Source organism: Granulicella sp. L56, assembly GCF_009765835.1.
Taxonomy (GTDB): Bacteria; Acidobacteriota; Terriglobia; order Terriglobales; family Acidobacteriaceae; genus Edaphobacter.
Window position 1 is genome coordinate 736221 of the sequence record NZ_LMUS01000006.1, and the last position, 14618, is coordinate 750838.

10 protein-coding genes are annotated in these 14618 nt (G+C 59.2%); 1 reads left to right on the forward strand and 9 read right to left on the reverse strand.

All coding sequences use genetic code 11. The annotated features are described in order from the left end of the window. The first annotated feature begins 51 nt into the window (after window positions 1–51). Window positions 52–2139, forward strand: coding sequence for a beta-galactosidase (locus tag GSQ81_RS10985; RefSeq protein ID WP_254060123.1), 2088 nt, complete (start codon window positions 52–54; stop codon window positions 2137–2139). A 540-nt stretch (window positions 2140–2679) separates the two neighbouring features. Here GSQ81_RS10985 and mqnE read toward each other — a convergent pair. The 9 genes from mqnE to GSQ81_RS11030 form a co-directional block, all read right to left on the reverse strand. Beyond that, a complete protein-coding gene (gene mqnE / locus GSQ81_RS10990; RefSeq protein WP_158910791.1) occupies window positions 2680–3831 on the reverse strand; it encodes an aminofutalosine synthase MqnE in 1152 nt (383 codons plus the stop codon). Window positions 3832–3852: 21 nt separating this feature from the next. After that, window positions 3853–5916 carry a hypothetical protein gene (locus tag GSQ81_RS10995; RefSeq protein WP_216846419.1) on the reverse strand — a complete coding sequence of 688 codons (2064 nt, stop codon included), beginning with the start codon at window positions 5914–5916 and terminating at the stop codon, window positions 3853–3855. Window positions 5917–6031: 115 nt separating this feature from the next. Further along, window positions 6032–7654 carry a hypothetical protein gene (locus GSQ81_RS11000; protein WP_158910792.1) on the reverse strand — a complete coding sequence of 541 codons (1623 nt, stop codon included), beginning with the start codon at window positions 7652–7654 and terminating at the stop codon, window positions 6032–6034. Between the two features lie 217 nt (window positions 7655–7871). Beyond that, on the reverse strand, window positions 7872–8489 hold the full coding sequence (locus GSQ81_RS11005) for an NADH-quinone oxidoreductase subunit B (protein WP_158910793.1): 618 nt from the start codon (window positions 8487–8489) through the stop codon (window positions 7872–7874). A gap of 138 nt (window positions 8490–8627) precedes the next feature. Beyond that, window positions 8628–11282 (reverse strand): [protein-PII] uridylyltransferase, encoded by a 2655-nt coding sequence (glnD, locus tag GSQ81_RS11010; RefSeq protein WP_254060124.1) that lies wholly within the window; start codon window positions 11280–11282, stop codon window positions 8628–8630. 68 nt (window positions 11283–11350) lie between these two features. Further along, window positions 11351–11689: a P-II family nitrogen regulator gene (locus GSQ81_RS11015; protein WP_158910795.1), complete on the reverse strand. Its 339-nt coding sequence runs from the start codon at window positions 11687–11689 to the stop codon at window positions 11351–11353. Window positions 11690–11735: 46 nt separating this feature from the next. Beyond that, window positions 11736–13160: an ammonium transporter gene (locus GSQ81_RS11020; protein ID WP_158910796.1), complete on the reverse strand. Its 1425-nt coding sequence runs from the start codon at window positions 13158–13160 to the stop codon at window positions 11736–11738. A 194-nt stretch (window positions 13161–13354) separates the two neighbouring features. Next, entirely contained in the window at window positions 13355–13690 is a 336-nt protein-coding gene (locus GSQ81_RS11025) for a hypothetical protein (protein ID WP_254060125.1), read from the reverse strand. Further along, on the reverse strand, window positions 13647–14585 hold the full coding sequence (locus tag GSQ81_RS11030) for an alpha/beta hydrolase (RefSeq protein ID WP_158910797.1): 939 nt from the start codon (window positions 14583–14585) through the stop codon (window positions 13647–13649). The genes GSQ81_RS11025 and GSQ81_RS11030 overlap by 44 nt, the downstream gene beginning before the upstream one ends. Between the last annotated feature and the right edge of the window lie 33 nt (window positions 14586–14618).

A 14618-nucleotide genomic window follows, 5' to 3' on the forward strand; every position in this document is an offset into this window, starting at 1 on the left:
CACGCAAAGTTGGCGCCCTTCCCTGCGCGCAGCTATTCCTCCGGAGAAATCATGATGCAGCCGATTCGAAAACTCCTTCCGCTCGCTTTTGTAACCCTTTTCATCTTCTCTGCCCTGGGTACACCCACACAGGCACAACCGCAATCTCAGCCCGAGACACAGCCGCCGATCTATCTTGGCACTGCATGGTATCCCGAGCAATGGCCGGAGTCGCGCTGGGACGCTGACCTCACCTTGATGCAGCAGGCAGGGATTCGCTTCGTGCGCATCACGGAGTTTGCGTGGTCGTCGATTGAGCCCGAAGAGGGTGTGTACAAGTTCGACTGGGTAGACCATGCCATCGCCGATGCGGCACAACACCACATCTTTGTTGTGCTGGGAACGCCTACGGCGGCTCCTCCGGCGTGGTTGACGCAGAAGTATCCGGAGACGCTGCGGATTAAAGAAGATGGACGTCCGGACGAGCATGGCAACCGCGAGCAGTTCAACTGGGCCAATCCAAAGTATCGTGAACTTTGCCGCGGCATCGCTGAAAAGATGGCGCAGCGTTATGGACATAATCCCAACGTTATCGGCTGGCAGATCGACAATGAATACGCAGCCGAATCATACGGCCCCGATGTGCAGAAGCAGTTTCAGGACTGGCTGAAGGCGCGCTACGGCACACTCGACAACTTGAATGAGCGCTGGACGACCGCCTACTGGAGCGAGACCTATTCAGACTGGTCACAGATTCCCATCGAGGAGAAGAGCGGCAATCCGGGATTGCTGCTCAGTTGGAAGCGGTTCGTCTCGGACACCTACAGGAGCTACCAGAAGAACCAGCTCGATGTGATCCGCGCCAACAGCGACAGGCGGCAGTTCATCACAACCAACATGATGGGATGGTTCGATGGCTACGATCACTACACGGTCTCGCAGGACCTCGATCTCGCATCATGGGACGACTATGTTGGGCGCGGCCATCTCGATCCCTATCGCAACGGCGCAGCGCATGATCTGACGCGGGGATTTCTGCGCAAGAACTTCTGGGTGATGGAGACGCAGCCCGGATTCGTGAATTGGGCTCCGGTGAATACCGTGCTCGATAAGGGCGAGGTCCGCGCGATGGCGTGGCACGATGTCGGCCATGGCGCGGATGCGGTGAGCTACTGGCAATGGCGCTCCGACCTCAACGGACAGGAAGAGCTGCATGGCACGCTGATCGGAGCGGATGGAACTCCGGTTCCGGTCTATTCCGAGGTCGCACAGATCGGGAAAGAGTTTGCCAAGGCTGGTCCGGCGCTGGCGGGGACAAGCGTTCATTCGCAAGTCGCGATTCTTCACTCCTACGACAGTCGATGGGCCATCAACTGGCAGCGGCACAATCAGGCTTTCGATCCGGTGACGCAGCTTGTGAGCTACTACAAGCCGTTGCGCGAGGTCGCGCAGTCGATCGACATCGTGCCGCCTACGACGCCGCTCGATGGCTACAAACTGGTAGTTGCGCCGGGGCTTGAGGTGATCTCGGAAGCCGAGGCCGAAAACCTGATCGCCTATGTCAAGAATGGCGGACACCTTGTTCTGGGGCAGCGCACTGGAATGAAGAACGAGGACAACGGGCTGTGGCCGGAACGCGAACCCGGTCCGCTGGCGGCACTGCTTGGAGGGAGAGTCGATCAGTTCTATGCGATCGACGACAAGCCGGAGGACACGGTTCCCGTCACCGGAATATGGGGCAATACCACCTCGAAGATATGGGCAGAGCAGCTTAGCACTTCAGCTCCGGATACGAAGGTGCTGATGCGCTATGGCAAGAGCAACGGCTGGCTGGACGGCCAGCCCGCCGTAATTACTCGCAAGGTGGGCAAAGGCCAGATCACTTACATTGGCGCGTGGATGGACGAGCCGACGATGCTGAAGGCTGCGAAGTGGATGGCGGAGACCAGCGGCGTTACAGCGGCGTTTGGGCCTGTGCCGGGCAGCGTCGACGTCTATCCGCGCGAGGGAGATGGAAAGAAAATCTTCATTCTGGTCAACTTCAACAAGGCAACGCAAACCGTCACGCTTCCTGCAATGATGCGTGACGTGCTCGATGACAAAGAGGTGCGCACAGTGTCGCTCGATCACTACGGGGTGGCCGTATTGCAGTCGAAGTAGATTTGGCGCAGATTGGCAAAGAGGAGCCGGGGCTATGGCGTCCGACTCCTTTTGCTACTTACCGATCCGTACAGACCTGGGTTTGGGGCGGTAAGTAAGGTGAAAGCTAAAGGCTCGAAGTGTCAGACTGCTTTGACTTTGCAAGGGAAAACTGATCACGAAGCTGGATGAAACCGATAACAAGAACCGCAAGCAGAGCTGGGATAAACAAAAGGTACATTAAGGTCTCCTATTGACGAAGATGCAATGTAAAGCGAGTTCCCTGCGCCCCTGGATGCAAGCGATCAGATCGTGCCTATGGGATGGGTGGAAGCAAGTAAGCTGCCAAATGTGAAAACCGGAATAATTTACTTATTTCTGGGTTTTCTACAGGCAGCACGAGATATTCGCGGCCTTTTGGGAAAAACTTTTCCTGCAATCTATCGCGGGAAAGGAAAAAAAATGCAGAGGCGTTAGCGGGCGTTGCTAAAAATGAAGTCAACAAAGCACATAGGCTTGGAGCCTACTGCTGCCGCCTGTTTTTACTGGCTTAGCCTCTGCTCAGACCGCGACGGTGAACGTGTCTTCGCTACGCGTCACAGCCCGGTACAGGGTGTCACGCTCGAAGGGCACACGACCCGCCTCGGTAATAAGGCGGATGAGGTCCGTACGACGCATTCCCTGGGGTGTCGTCGCTCCGGCATCGTGGTAGATCTTCTCCTCGACGACCGTGCCGTCGATATCGTCGGCTCCGAAGCGAAGGGCGATCTGCGCCATCTTCGGCGACACCATCTGCCAGTAGCTCTTGATATGGGAGAAGTTGTCGAGCATCAGGCGGCCAATGGCGATCTGCTTGATGTCGAGCACCCCGGTGGTGCGCGGAATGTGCGCAAGCGCGGTGTGGTCAGGGTGGAACGCCAGCGGGATAAAGGTCTGGAAGCCGCCAGTCTCGTCCTGCACGGCGCGCAGTCTCACCATGTGGTCCACGCGGTCTTCGTCGTTCTCAACATGGCCGTAGAGCATGGTCGCGTTGGAACGCAGGCCCATCTGGTGGGCCGTTTTGGCAGTCTCCAGCCACTCGCCGCCGTCGATCTTGTGGTCGCAGATGATGTGCCGGACACGGTCGGCGAATATCTCCGCTCCGCCGCCAGGCATGGAATCGACACCTGCGTCCTTCATGTGCTGCAGGGTTTCAGGAATCGTCATCTTGCCGCGCTTGGCGAGGAACGCCACCTCGACCATGGTGAACGCCTTTACGTGTACCTTGGGAAAGCGCTGCTTGAGGCCGCGCACCAAGTCCATGAAGTATTCAAAGGGCAGGTCGGGATGCAGGCCGCCGACAATATGAAATTCAGTGATCGCTTCTGAATAGCCCGAGCCAGCCGTCTCCCATGCCTCTTCGAGCGCCATGGTGTAGGTTCCAGCCTCGCCCTTCTTGCGCCCAAAGGCACACAAGCGGCAGGAGGCGACACAGACATTGGTGGGATTGATGTGGCGGTTGACGTTGAAGTAAGCCAAGTCGCCGTGCAGCCGTTCGCGAACGAGGTTGGCCAGCCAGCCGACGGCCAGGATATCGCCGCTGCGGTAGAGCGCTACGCCATCGTCAAAGCTGAGCCGCTCGCCACGCTGCACCTTCTCCGCAATGGGCAGGAGGGAGGCATCGTCTGTCTGAAAAGAGTGGCGCGGGCGCGCTGCTGCCGAGGGAAGACTCATACTACAATTCTATTCCTTCTTCTAAGGCCGGGCGATGATCGCCGGTTTTGCGGATGTCTCGGTCGTGGTGGATGCCTCAGTATTGCTCGACACTTCCTTCGAAGCCACCATGCGCGGTTGCACCACGATGCCGTCAAACAGGGTTGCGCCCACCAGATGATCGCCGACAGGCCGAGCCAGCCGAAGCGACCAGCCTGCGTTCCAGTACTGCACATTTCTGTCGGGCAGATGGACGGCGTAGACAATGGTGTTTTTGTTGTTGGCCGTAATCAGGATGCGCTGTGCCCGCGCGTCGTAGAAGAGATTGCTCACATCGTGGATGGAGAACCGGCTCATGGTATGCCAGGTCGCGCCTTCGTCTTCGGAGAAGAAGACGCCTTCGCGGCCACCGATCCATAGGCTACCGGCTCCATCAACGGCCACGGCAGCAAGCTGCGTGACGGCCGACGGCAAGCTCACCGTCTTCCACTTCTGGCCATTGTCCATTGAAAGGGAGACGCTGTTCAGATCGGCTACCGCTGCCATGGACCGGGCGGCGGCGACCAACCGCCAGCTCTGTCGTCCCAGGCCGGGCGTCAACTGCCAGTTCTGGCCAGCGGTTACGCTCTGCAACAGGCCGTCAGTCGTGGCGGCGTAAAGGGTATCGCCCGACCGCGCGATCGCATTGACGCTGCCGTCGAATGGGTCTGCGCGGAGATGCCGGGGAGCAGCAACGACTGCCGTCCGACCCGAACGTCTTGCGCCAAGCCTCTTTGGAGATGCCACCGCTGCGGCCTGAAGGCTCACACCGTCGACGCGGTTCCAAAGCTGCCCCTGAAGCCGATAGAGACCATGGGCGGTGCCCGCGATGATGGTCCCGTCCGACGCTTGTCCCAGGCTGAAGACATCGCTGCCATTCAAGCCCGCGCTGAGTTGGTTCCAGGTCAGTCCGCCATTGTTGCTGACAAATACTCCGCCCCACTCCTTGTCGTTGACCACGCCGACGTAGATGGTTGCCGGATGCTCGTCATCCTGCACATAGGCCACGATCTGGCGCGAGGAGAAGCCGCTATTGGAGGGCAGGAAGCTCATCCCTCCATCGTTGCTGGCCAGCACGCCGCCTCGGTCCGTCGCCAGAAGGACGCGGTTTGCATCGGATGGATCGACGTACACATCGTTCACGATCACTTCGGGGCCGGTCGTACGCAGCCATGATTTGCCGGAGTCGCTGGAGCGGAACAAGCCCTCTGTTGTCCCAGCAAAAACAATGTTCAGGTGCTGCGGGTCCTGCATCAGCACGCGCGTTCTGCGGGCAGTGGAGGGGATACCTTGTATTTTCTGGAATTTGAGGCCCTGGTCTTCACTCTTGTAGATGCCGGAGCAGGCACTGGCGTAGACGGTGGTTGGCTGCTTGGGATCGACGATGATCGAAAACACATCGGAGTCGTCGATGATTCCCTCTTTGATGTTTTTCCAGTGCTCTCCGCCGTCGGTCGTCTTCCACGGCAGGTGCCACGTTCCGGCATAGATGATCTGTGGATCGACCGGATCAATCGCGATCGATTCGACCTCATGCAATTCTTTGCTGCCTTCGGGGCTGATGAGCTTCCAGTGAACGCCGCTGTCGGTCGAGCGATAGACGCCAAGCAGCGTACCGGCGATGACGGTCCTGGAATCGGAGGAAGAGGCAGCAAGGGAACGAATGGATTGCCCCTTCATGTCATTGTCGCTGCTCCAGGTGATGCCTCCGTCCTTGCTGTCGTAGAGACCGCCATAGGTGCTGCCCAACACCCACGCACCCACGAGAATATGTTTAGGGTTGGATTTGTCGATGACGATGGAATCCAGCACCAGATCGTTGAGCCCTCCCACAAGTGCAAGACGCTTCCAGTTATGGCCGCGATCATGGGACTCGTAGATCCAGCCGTTCAGCGCTCCCAGGTACAGATGCGAGGCATCCAGAGGATCGGCTACCACCGTCCTCGCGTCCCCGCCGTCCGGGCCAAAAGGCAACCAGGTGGCCGCGTTGCCACGCAGGCAGGTGAAGGCAAGGAACAATGCAAGGAAAGAGATTTGAAATCTGTACCGTCGGGTCAACGTATTCATCCAGTTCTACAAGCTCAATGTTATAAGCATAAGCCGTAGCGCGATAATCGCGCTCAACACAAAGGCCGACTGGGAACCAACCCAGTCAGCCTTTTGTGCCTTTATTACACGTTATTTACTTCTTGTGGCGACGAGCATGGTGCTTGACGGGAGCCATGACTGCACTCTCATCCACTGCGGTGATACCGGTGCTGTCCAGCGTGGCGCCAGCAGGGATCAGGGTCGTCGTTACCGTCTTGCCATCCTGCGTTCCGGTGTAAACCGAGATGCGGCTGGCGTCGATGCCCTTCTCCTTGACCAGGTAGTCCTTGGTGTTGACAGCACGCTTGGCGGCCAGATCGGTGCCATGCTTCTCGGTGCTGGCTGCGTTGCCGACCAGCGCGAGCTTCGCGTCAGACGACTGCTGCAGTTTGAGGGAGACGTCATCGAGGCAGGCCTTGCCTTCGTTGTCGACACGGACCGGGCGGCGCTTGTCACGCTCGAAGTTGACCGAGCAGAGGCTGCTGACCGTTGGTGCCGGCGGCGGTGGCGGCGCGGCGATGGTGACGCTGGTGGTCGACGATGCAGTCTGACCCTTATCGTCCACCACGTTGCAGGTGACGGTAATGGTGCCAGGCGCTGCGCCTGCGGTGCTCAAGGTTGCCGTGTTGCCGTTGCCGCTGACCGTACCCTCGGTGGCGCTATAGCTATAGGTCAGAGGACGGTTCTGCGGGCTGACACCTTCTGCCGTAATCGTGGCGGAATCGCCAGGATTCAGGCTGGAAGGATTGGCCGAGCAGCTGATGGTTGGCGGCTGGAAGGCTTCGACCGTGTACTGGGCCGTGCAATCTGCCATCTGACCAGGCTTGTTGCCCTCGGTTACGTGGCCCTTGGCCGTGTAGGTTCCGGGAGCAGCACTCTTGGTGTCGATGTTGGCTACATTGGAAGTGCCGGTGATCGTGCCGCCGTCAGCAGTCCAGTTGTAGGTCGCCGTCTTCTTGGGGTTGAGGTTCAGAGCGGTACCGGTGACGGTCAGAGGATCGCCAGGGTAGCCCTGTGCAGGCGAGACAGCGCAGGAGTAGGTGACGGGCGGCGGCGGAATGACATGGCCGAAGTGCGTCACGATACCGGTGCTGAGGTCCACGCCGCTGAGGTTCGCACGACCACCCATCACGCCACCCGTTGGGGGAGCAGTATAGGGGCCGAAGCTGGTGTGAACATAGCGGTAATCCGCCTCGAAGAGACGCAGCGAGAAGCGGTTGTTGAGAAACGGCAGATCGTAGTCCATGCCGCCGCCGGCCGTCAGAGTCGGGCCCCAGGTGTAAGGCTCGTGGTACGGGAAGGGAGCTTCGCTGTTCGGTCCACCGAGCTTGGCGCCCCCGACCAGGCCGTGCGCGAACAGGGTGAAGTTCTGCATCGGAGCGCGGAAGATCGGACCGGCAGATGCCGAGTACAGGCCATCATTGTTGCCGTCCGGATGCGCCACGAAGTTCACTTCGCCGCCGAAGTACTTGTTGAAGTAGTAAGCGCCGCTGCCAATGGCTCCGAGATCGACTGAAGAGTAATTAATCCCGGCGGGCTTTACCTGTCCATGGGCTCCAAAATAGGAGTAACCGGTGAAGATATCCACTCGCGAAGGGTTAGGCCCCAGGGGGGCGGTTGTGCTGGGCGTCTGTGCGCCCAGAGTGGCTACTCCAAGGCTGACTGCACATGCAGCCAGTACGAACCGGCCTACACTACGAAACGGGCGATGAACCATTGAACTTCCTCCGCTAAAATTCTTTCATTGTTCACAAGCCTATTGGCTCGTTTAGTTTAGTTCGATTCAGTACAGCTTACGTTGGTTGTGAGCCGTACCAGTTAAAAAGCTACTTTCGGCTACTATCTTTTCAATACTTTACCAGCCGTAATTCTTAAAAGACCCTACTTATCTCCCAGAACGAACCTTGCAAGTTATTAGCCTTTAACCATCTAAATCACGACAAATTGAGGGTCTTTTTCAGTGAGCCGCGCTCGTGCTGAATCTTTTCCTGCAACAACGTGATGGCATATAACAACTGTTCCGGACGCGGCGGGCACCCGGGAACATAAATATCGACGGGAATTACCTGGTTGACGCCCTGCAACAACGCGTAGTTGTTGAAGACGCCGCCCGACGTAGCGCAAGCCCCCATCGAAATAACCCATTTCGGCTCCGGCATCTGCTCGTAAAGCCGTCGAATCACGGGCGCCATCTTCTGCGAGACCCGTCCCGCGATAATCATCAGATCGCTCTGCCGGGGGGATGGCCGGAAGACCTCCGCCCCAAAACGGGCAATATCGTACCGCGAGCCTCCCATCGACATCATCTCGATAGCGCAGCACGCAAGGCCAAATGTCATGGGCCAGATGGAATTCTTCCTCACCCAGTTGATAGCGCCATCGAGCGACGCCAGAACGATGCCCTCCGGCTGGTCGTATCCCCAGCTCACTTCTTCCAGCTTCTCCTGGTTTTTGCCAAAGCTGTCCAAAGCGCCGAAGAAGTAGCGATCATTCTTTTGCGGAACCGCGGTCGGACGTCCGCTGCTCGTTGTTTCGTTGGGTGCTGTACTCATATATCTAATAATAAAACCGATGTCGCCCGCCGACGACATTTTTCATGCAATTGGCAAACATTTGCACAAACTTAGGTCAAAACATGTGATGCGATGCCGCTAAATCTACTCAGGTTGTCCAGTTACAGAAAAAATATCTTACGGGCGGGTATTTTCTTCTATTGCCCGCAGCAAGGCTTGCCGCAGCGCCCATTCTTCGCCCTGATTCAGCTTTGCGCCCTTGCGTGTCAGGTAGAAAACGTCGATCGCCATCTCTCCTTCGGTATCGACCAGCGCCACCTCGATATTGCAGTTCTGCCGGGCCAGCGTGAGGCTGAGCGCGTGCAGCAGGCCCGTCGTATCCTGCGCGACGACCTCGAGCAGCGTGCTGTGCGATGAAGCTGCATCGTCGAATTCGACCCTCGACTCCACCACTACCTTTGGAACCTTGCGCCTGCCGCGCCTGCGCCCGCTCAGCAGTTTTTCAACGGAGAGAGTGCCGGTCATCACCTCGTGGACACTCTTCACAAACGCCTCATGCTCGGACGCGTTCATCTCCAGCGTGCGAAAGCTGTCGGTAAACCGGAAGCTGTCCACCACCACGCCGTGTCGGTTCGAGAACGCATCCGCCGTCACGATGTTCATGCCCCACGCCGCCAGCGCACCCGTCATGTTCGCAAACAGCAGCGCCCGGTCCGGAGTCACCAGCGTCAGCTCGCTCACGCCCGGCGCGTAGCGGAAGTCCAGTTGTACGGCATCCTCGGAAAACTTCTGGAACTGCTGGAAGTTTGCCCGAATCTGCTCCGGCGTTCGCGTCAGCACATACCGCTCGGGGAAGCCGTCCAGATACTCCGCCACGGCTGCCCGCTGTCCCGGCAGCAGCGCGGCGACGCGATGCACCAGTTCGCTCTCCTCCTGGGAGCCCACGCGGTCTTCGTCCACATTACGGTCAAGATAGTTCGACGCCGCCATGTAGAGACGCCACAGGTTTTCCGCCTTCCACGGCGTCAGTGCATCGGGGTGCACGGCATTGATGTCCGCATAGGTAAACAGCGCCAGCATTCGCAGATTCTCGGGCGTCTGTACCTTCCCGGCAAAAGCCCGCACCGTCTGCCGGTCGAAGATATCGCGACGCATCGCCAGCGACATCTCCAGATGGTTCGCAATCAGGTTGCTCACCATGCCGCTCTCGTAAGAATCCAGCTCCAGCCGCTCCAGCACGCCCTGCGCCATGGTCATGCTCTCCTTCGCATGATCGTCGGTGCTGCGGCCCTTGCCGGTATCGTGCATCAGCGCCGCCAGATACAGCAGCCCAGGATGCGGCAGCTCGCGCAGCACACGTCCGAACTGCGCTGCCCACTGCGCCATCGGGCCTTCCTGCGCCGTCTCCAGCCCATGTAGCGTATCGATCAACACAAAGGTGTGTTCGTCCACCGTGTAGCGATGGTAGGCATCGCGGATAACCAACGCATCGATGCCGTGAAACTCCGGGATCAACAGCTCCAGCACGCCCAGCACATGCATCGTCCGCAGCGCGTCTCCGGCATGACGCCCAGTCAGGATGCGCTGAAGATGCTGCCACAGCGCCGGTCCCTCCTCAAGATGCGCTGACAACACCGGCAGCGCGAGCAGCAGCCGCTGCTCCGCCTCTTCGCCCAACGTACATCCCGTCCGCGCCATGGCCTCGAACACATCCAGCACAATATCGGGGTCCTGCGCCGGATCGTGGGCCGGGGCGCCGCTCCCATCATCCACCAACGCATCCAGCACGATGCGCCCACGCTCCACACGAAATCCCTGCTGCAACGGCTCCGTGCGACGCTCGCGCCGCAGACCCAGCAGCTTCAGACGCGGCTTGTCCAGAGGGGTTTCCCCCATCATCTGCGACACGCGCCGTTCTACCCGGCGTGCATGGCGGAAGTAGAAGCGCATCCAGTACGCCGCTTCTGCATTCGGGGGCGCGGCGCCATCCATTCCAACGCCTGCCGCAGCGGCGGCATCCTGTGCCTGCCAGTCCAGCGAGTTGTCATCGCGCTCGTGCCGGTAGTGTAGAAAACATCGAACCAGCCACAGGAACTCCACCGCTTTGCGGAACTCACTGTCTTCTTCAGCGTTCCCATTTGCCGCTGAGCGTCCTGCCGTATCCGATCCCACACTGCGCAGTAATGTCATCCAGCCACATACATGAACGTCGCGCAGACCGCCGGGGCAGTCCTTGATGTTTGGTTCCAGGTGGAAGAGCGTGTCACCGTACTTCGCATGACGGACTCGTGTCAGCTCCGTCAGACGGGCCATCAGCCCCTTCTGCTCCCGCTGCAACAGCTTCGGTATCGTCACAGTGGCCAATTTGCGATAAAGAAGAGCGTCACCCGCAAGCTGCCGATGGTCCATCAGCGAGACCGCAAACTCGGCGTTCTCCTCGTCGAAACGCTCGCACTCGGCCAGCTTCCGCGTCGCAGGGGAGATGCGTATGCCGCCGTCCCACATCTCCTGGTTGACGCGCCGGATCGCGTCCTTCACATCTTTCTCGGCCAGCCGCCCATCCAGCAGAAACAGCAGATCGACGTCGGAGTAAGGAAATAATTGCCCTCGCCCATACCCCCCGATCGCCACCAGCGAGATGCCCGTCGCCAGCCTGCGATCGCGCTGCACCTCTTCCGCCCAGAGTCCGCTTGCCAACTCGTCGATGGCCTTCGACCGCGCCGCAATCGTTGCAGCGCCCGTAGCCCCGGAATCGAATGCTGCGCGAATCTCCAGCATCTTTCGCTGGTACCGCTCGCGCATCCTGCTGCCTGTGGACTCATTCGTGCTCATGCTGTTTTCTCCTGAAGAAAACCCAAGCCCAGAGAGGCTGCTGAAGAACATTGATGGTTCTAAATTTGCTAAAGCGCGACCTCGCCACGCTCATCGTTGCGGATGCGAATGGCCTCATCAATCTTCGAAACAAAAATCTTGCCGTCGCCGATGGTGCCTGTCCGCGCCGCCGTCGTAATCGCGGTGATGGCTTTGTCCAGCATCTCGTCCTTGACTACCAGTTCCAGCTTCACCTTGGGCAACAGGTCGACCGAATACTCGCGACCCCGGTAGAACTCCGTATGGCCCTTCTGCCGCCCGTGACCGCGGGCCTCGGTGATCGTCATTCCTTCAACGCCAATCTCCACCAGCGCATCCTTCACCGCGTCCAGCTTCGATGGTTGAATCACCGCTTCAATCTTCTGCATAGCCGTCTATCCTCTCGAACACTCTTAGTCTCTATCTACCGCGATACTAATGAGCCCAATCGTATCCTTCTTCGCCGTGTTGCGACAGGTCAAGCCCGATGCGCTCGTCTTCTTCGCTCACTCTCAGGCCGATCGTCTTGTCTACGACGAACAGAATGATAAGCGTACCCACAATCGAGATCGCCCACGCCAGCCCAACCCCGAACGCCTGGTGGAACAATTGGCGCCAGTTGCCCTCGAACAGCCCGGTAGCCTTGCCCGCGCCGAAGATGGGATTGATGGCGCTGTTCGCGAAGAGGCCCGTCAGCAAAGCTCCCAGCGTGCCCCCCGCGCCATGGATTCCGAAGGCATCGAGTGAGTCGTCATAGCCAAACCAGCTCTTAACCTTCACCACCATCATGTAGCAGAAGGCTCCGGCGATCAGGCCGATCCACAATGCCGACATCGGCGATACAAATCCGGCCGCAGGCGTAATCGCGACCAAACCAGCCACAGCGCCCGAGATTGCTCCCAGCGCCGACGGCTTGCCCTGCCGAATCCACTCCACCGCCGTCCAGCCAATCACCGCCGCCGCGGCGCCAAACTGCGTCGCCACAAAGGCCGAGGTCGCCAGCGTACCAGCCGATAACGCCGATCCGGCGTTGAATCCAAACCAACCCACCCACAACAGGCAGGCACCCACAAAGCTCAGCACCACCGAGTGCGGCGGCATCGGAATCTTCGGATACCCGATGCGCTTGCCCAGATAGATCGCCGTCACCAGTGCCGAGACGCCCGAGGTGACATGCACCACCGTTCCGCCTGCAAAATCAAGGCAAGGAAGCGACCCGGTCGCATTCAAAAATCCGCCCTGGCCCCAGACCATGTGCGCCATCGGGCTATAGACGATGATCGACCACAGCACCGTGAATACCACCATCGCAGAAAACTTCATGCGCTCGGCAAAGGCTCCAGTGATCAGCGCCGGGGTGATGATGGCGAACATCATCTGATAGATCATGAAGGTCTGCAAAGGAATCGTCCCCGCATAGGCCTTGTCCGGCGCCAGCCCCACGCCGTGCAGAAACGCATTGTGCAATCCGCCGATAAACGCGTTGCCGCTGCTGAAGGCAAGCGAGTAGGTCAGCAGCCCCCACAGCACTGTAATCACGGCCATCATGGCGAAGGTCTGCATCATCGTTCCGAGAATGTTCTTCTTGCGCACCAGTCCGCCGTAGAACAGCGCCAGCCCCGGGCCGCTCATCATCAGCACCAGCGCCGCCGAGACCAGCATCCAGCCGTTATCTCCAGCCGTCTGGGCCGCGGCAATCGCCGCTGCGTTCTCGTTCTCCTGCTTTTCGAGTGCGGCAATCCGGTCTGTCTGCGCCGTCGCGGACGTCTGTGCCATCGCGACCGATCCGCACAGGACCGATCCACCGAAGATCAGGACGAACAAAAATGAAAGAAATACCTTGGCCGCTCGAAGACGCATGTGTCTACCACTCTTTTCAGAATTTGGAGGAACGATGAAAGAGATACTTCGGCAAACCCGCGGTCATGGCGGTGTGAACAAAAACAGCAACTTCGCCACATCGTGGGAGCGAAGGCACATTTTGCACTGATTCATTTAATCTACACAAGATGGCCAGCAATACAAAGCCGTAAATTCATCTGCCAGCAATAAACTCAACCCCGCGCAAGTATCTCTCCGACAATCTGTTCCCACTCATTCCGCGAGTCGCCCTCCGCCGTCTCTCGCCCCGCCCGGTGATACCAGTAAGCGGCGTTCCCCACATCGCCCTCTTTGCGGTGCAGATAGGCATGGACGCATGCCCCGTCCGCACCCGGCACATCCTGGGCGATCTCATGCGCCTTCTGCCAGTCGCCCCGCGCGTCCCACCAGAGGGCGAGGAGAGCTCCGGTCGACTCCCCGCCTTCCACCGCTCGAAACTCCGCAACCGTCATCATCAAATTTCCGTCAATTCCCTGTGGTCGCCGACGGTACTGCAGCAGGCGCGGCATACCCCCGCTCCCGCATCCACTTGATCAGCAGATCAGGCCATACGCTCAACTGAGGATTCGTAACCGCCAGTCCGGCCCCATGCGCTCCCTGCTGGAACAGGTGCATCTCCGCTGGAACGCCGGCCTTCACCAGCGCCGAATAAAACATCACGCTGTTCATGACTGGCACCGTCCCATCATCCGTCGTCGCGAACAGGAAGGTTGGCGGCGTATCCTTCGTCACCTGCAACTCCGCCGACATCGACTGCTCCAGTGCAGGATCAGGGGTGTCTCCCAGCAAATACTTCCGCGAACCGGAATGAACAGACGGGTCCAACATCGTAATGACAGGGTAGGCAAGAATCAAAAAATCAGGCCTGCTGCTCTGCCGGTCGATCGTATCTGTCGCGCTGGGATTACCAGCGTCGAAGTGGGTGCCCGTCGTAGCTGTCAGGTGCCCGCCCGCCGAAAAACCCCACATCCCAAGATGGTCCGGCGCGATACCGTACTCTGCCGCATTGGCCCGCACCATGCGAATCGCCCGCTGCGCGTCTCCAAGCTCGATGGGATTGTGGTACGTCGGCCCCAGACGATACTTCAGCACAAATGCCGCAACGCCGCGCTCATTCAACCAGTGAGCAATATCCGATCCCTCTTTGGTCATCGAAAGATGCTGATACCCGCCCCCTGGTGCGACCACGACTCCCGTCTTCGTCGCATTCACTCCCGACGGCAGATAAACCGTCAGCGTCGGCTGGTCCACATCCGCGGTTCCCTGCGCTCCCGGAGCCCCGCCGGGCCAAAGCAACAGCGTCTTCCCTGCTGCTGCATCCGGTGCCTGCTGCCCCTGCGCCATTCCCACACCCAACACCACTGCCAGCACACTCCCACCAACCCGCAGCAACTTCGTCATCATCTGCTTTACATCTCCTGTCACGCCAAAAAGCAT

Bases quoted from the DNA above. Each gene is read 5' to 3' on its own strand.
- glnD (WP_254060124.1), bottom strand. From the start codon at position 11,282: ATGAGCACGAATGAGTCCACAGGCAGCAGGATGCGCGAGCGGTACCAG.
- GSQ81_RS11030 (WP_158910797.1), bottom strand. From the start codon at position 14,585: ATGATGACGAAGTTGCTGCGGGTTGGTGGGAGTGTGCTGGCAGTGGTG.
- GSQ81_RS11000 (WP_158910792.1), bottom strand. From the start codon at position 7,654: ATGGTTCATCGCCCGTTTCGTAGTGTAGGCCGGTTCGTACTGGCTGCA.
- mqnE (WP_158910791.1), bottom strand. From the start codon at position 3,831: ATGAGTCTTCCCTCGGCAGCAGCGCGCCCGCGCCACTCTTTTCAGACA.
- GSQ81_RS10985 (WP_254060123.1), top strand. From the start codon at position 52: ATGATGCAGCCGATTCGAAAACTCCTTCCGCTCGCTTTTGTAACCCTT.
- GSQ81_RS11005 (WP_158910793.1), bottom strand. From the start codon at position 8,489: ATGAGTACAGCACCCAACGAAACAACGAGCAGCGGACGTCCGACCGCG.
- GSQ81_RS11020 (WP_158910796.1), bottom strand. From the start codon at position 13,160: ATGCGTCTTCGAGCGGCCAAGGTATTTCTTTCATTTTTGTTCGTCCTG.
- GSQ81_RS11025 (WP_254060125.1), bottom strand. From the start codon at position 13,690: ATGCCGCGCCTGCTGCAGTACCGTCGGCGACCACAGGGAATTGACGGA.
- GSQ81_RS10995 (WP_216846419.1), bottom strand. From the start codon at position 5,916: ATGAATACGTTGACCCGACGGTACAGATTTCAAATCTCTTTCCTTGCA.
- GSQ81_RS11015 (WP_158910795.1), bottom strand. From the start codon at position 11,689: ATGCAGAAGATTGAAGCGGTGATTCAACCATCGAAGCTGGACGCGGTG.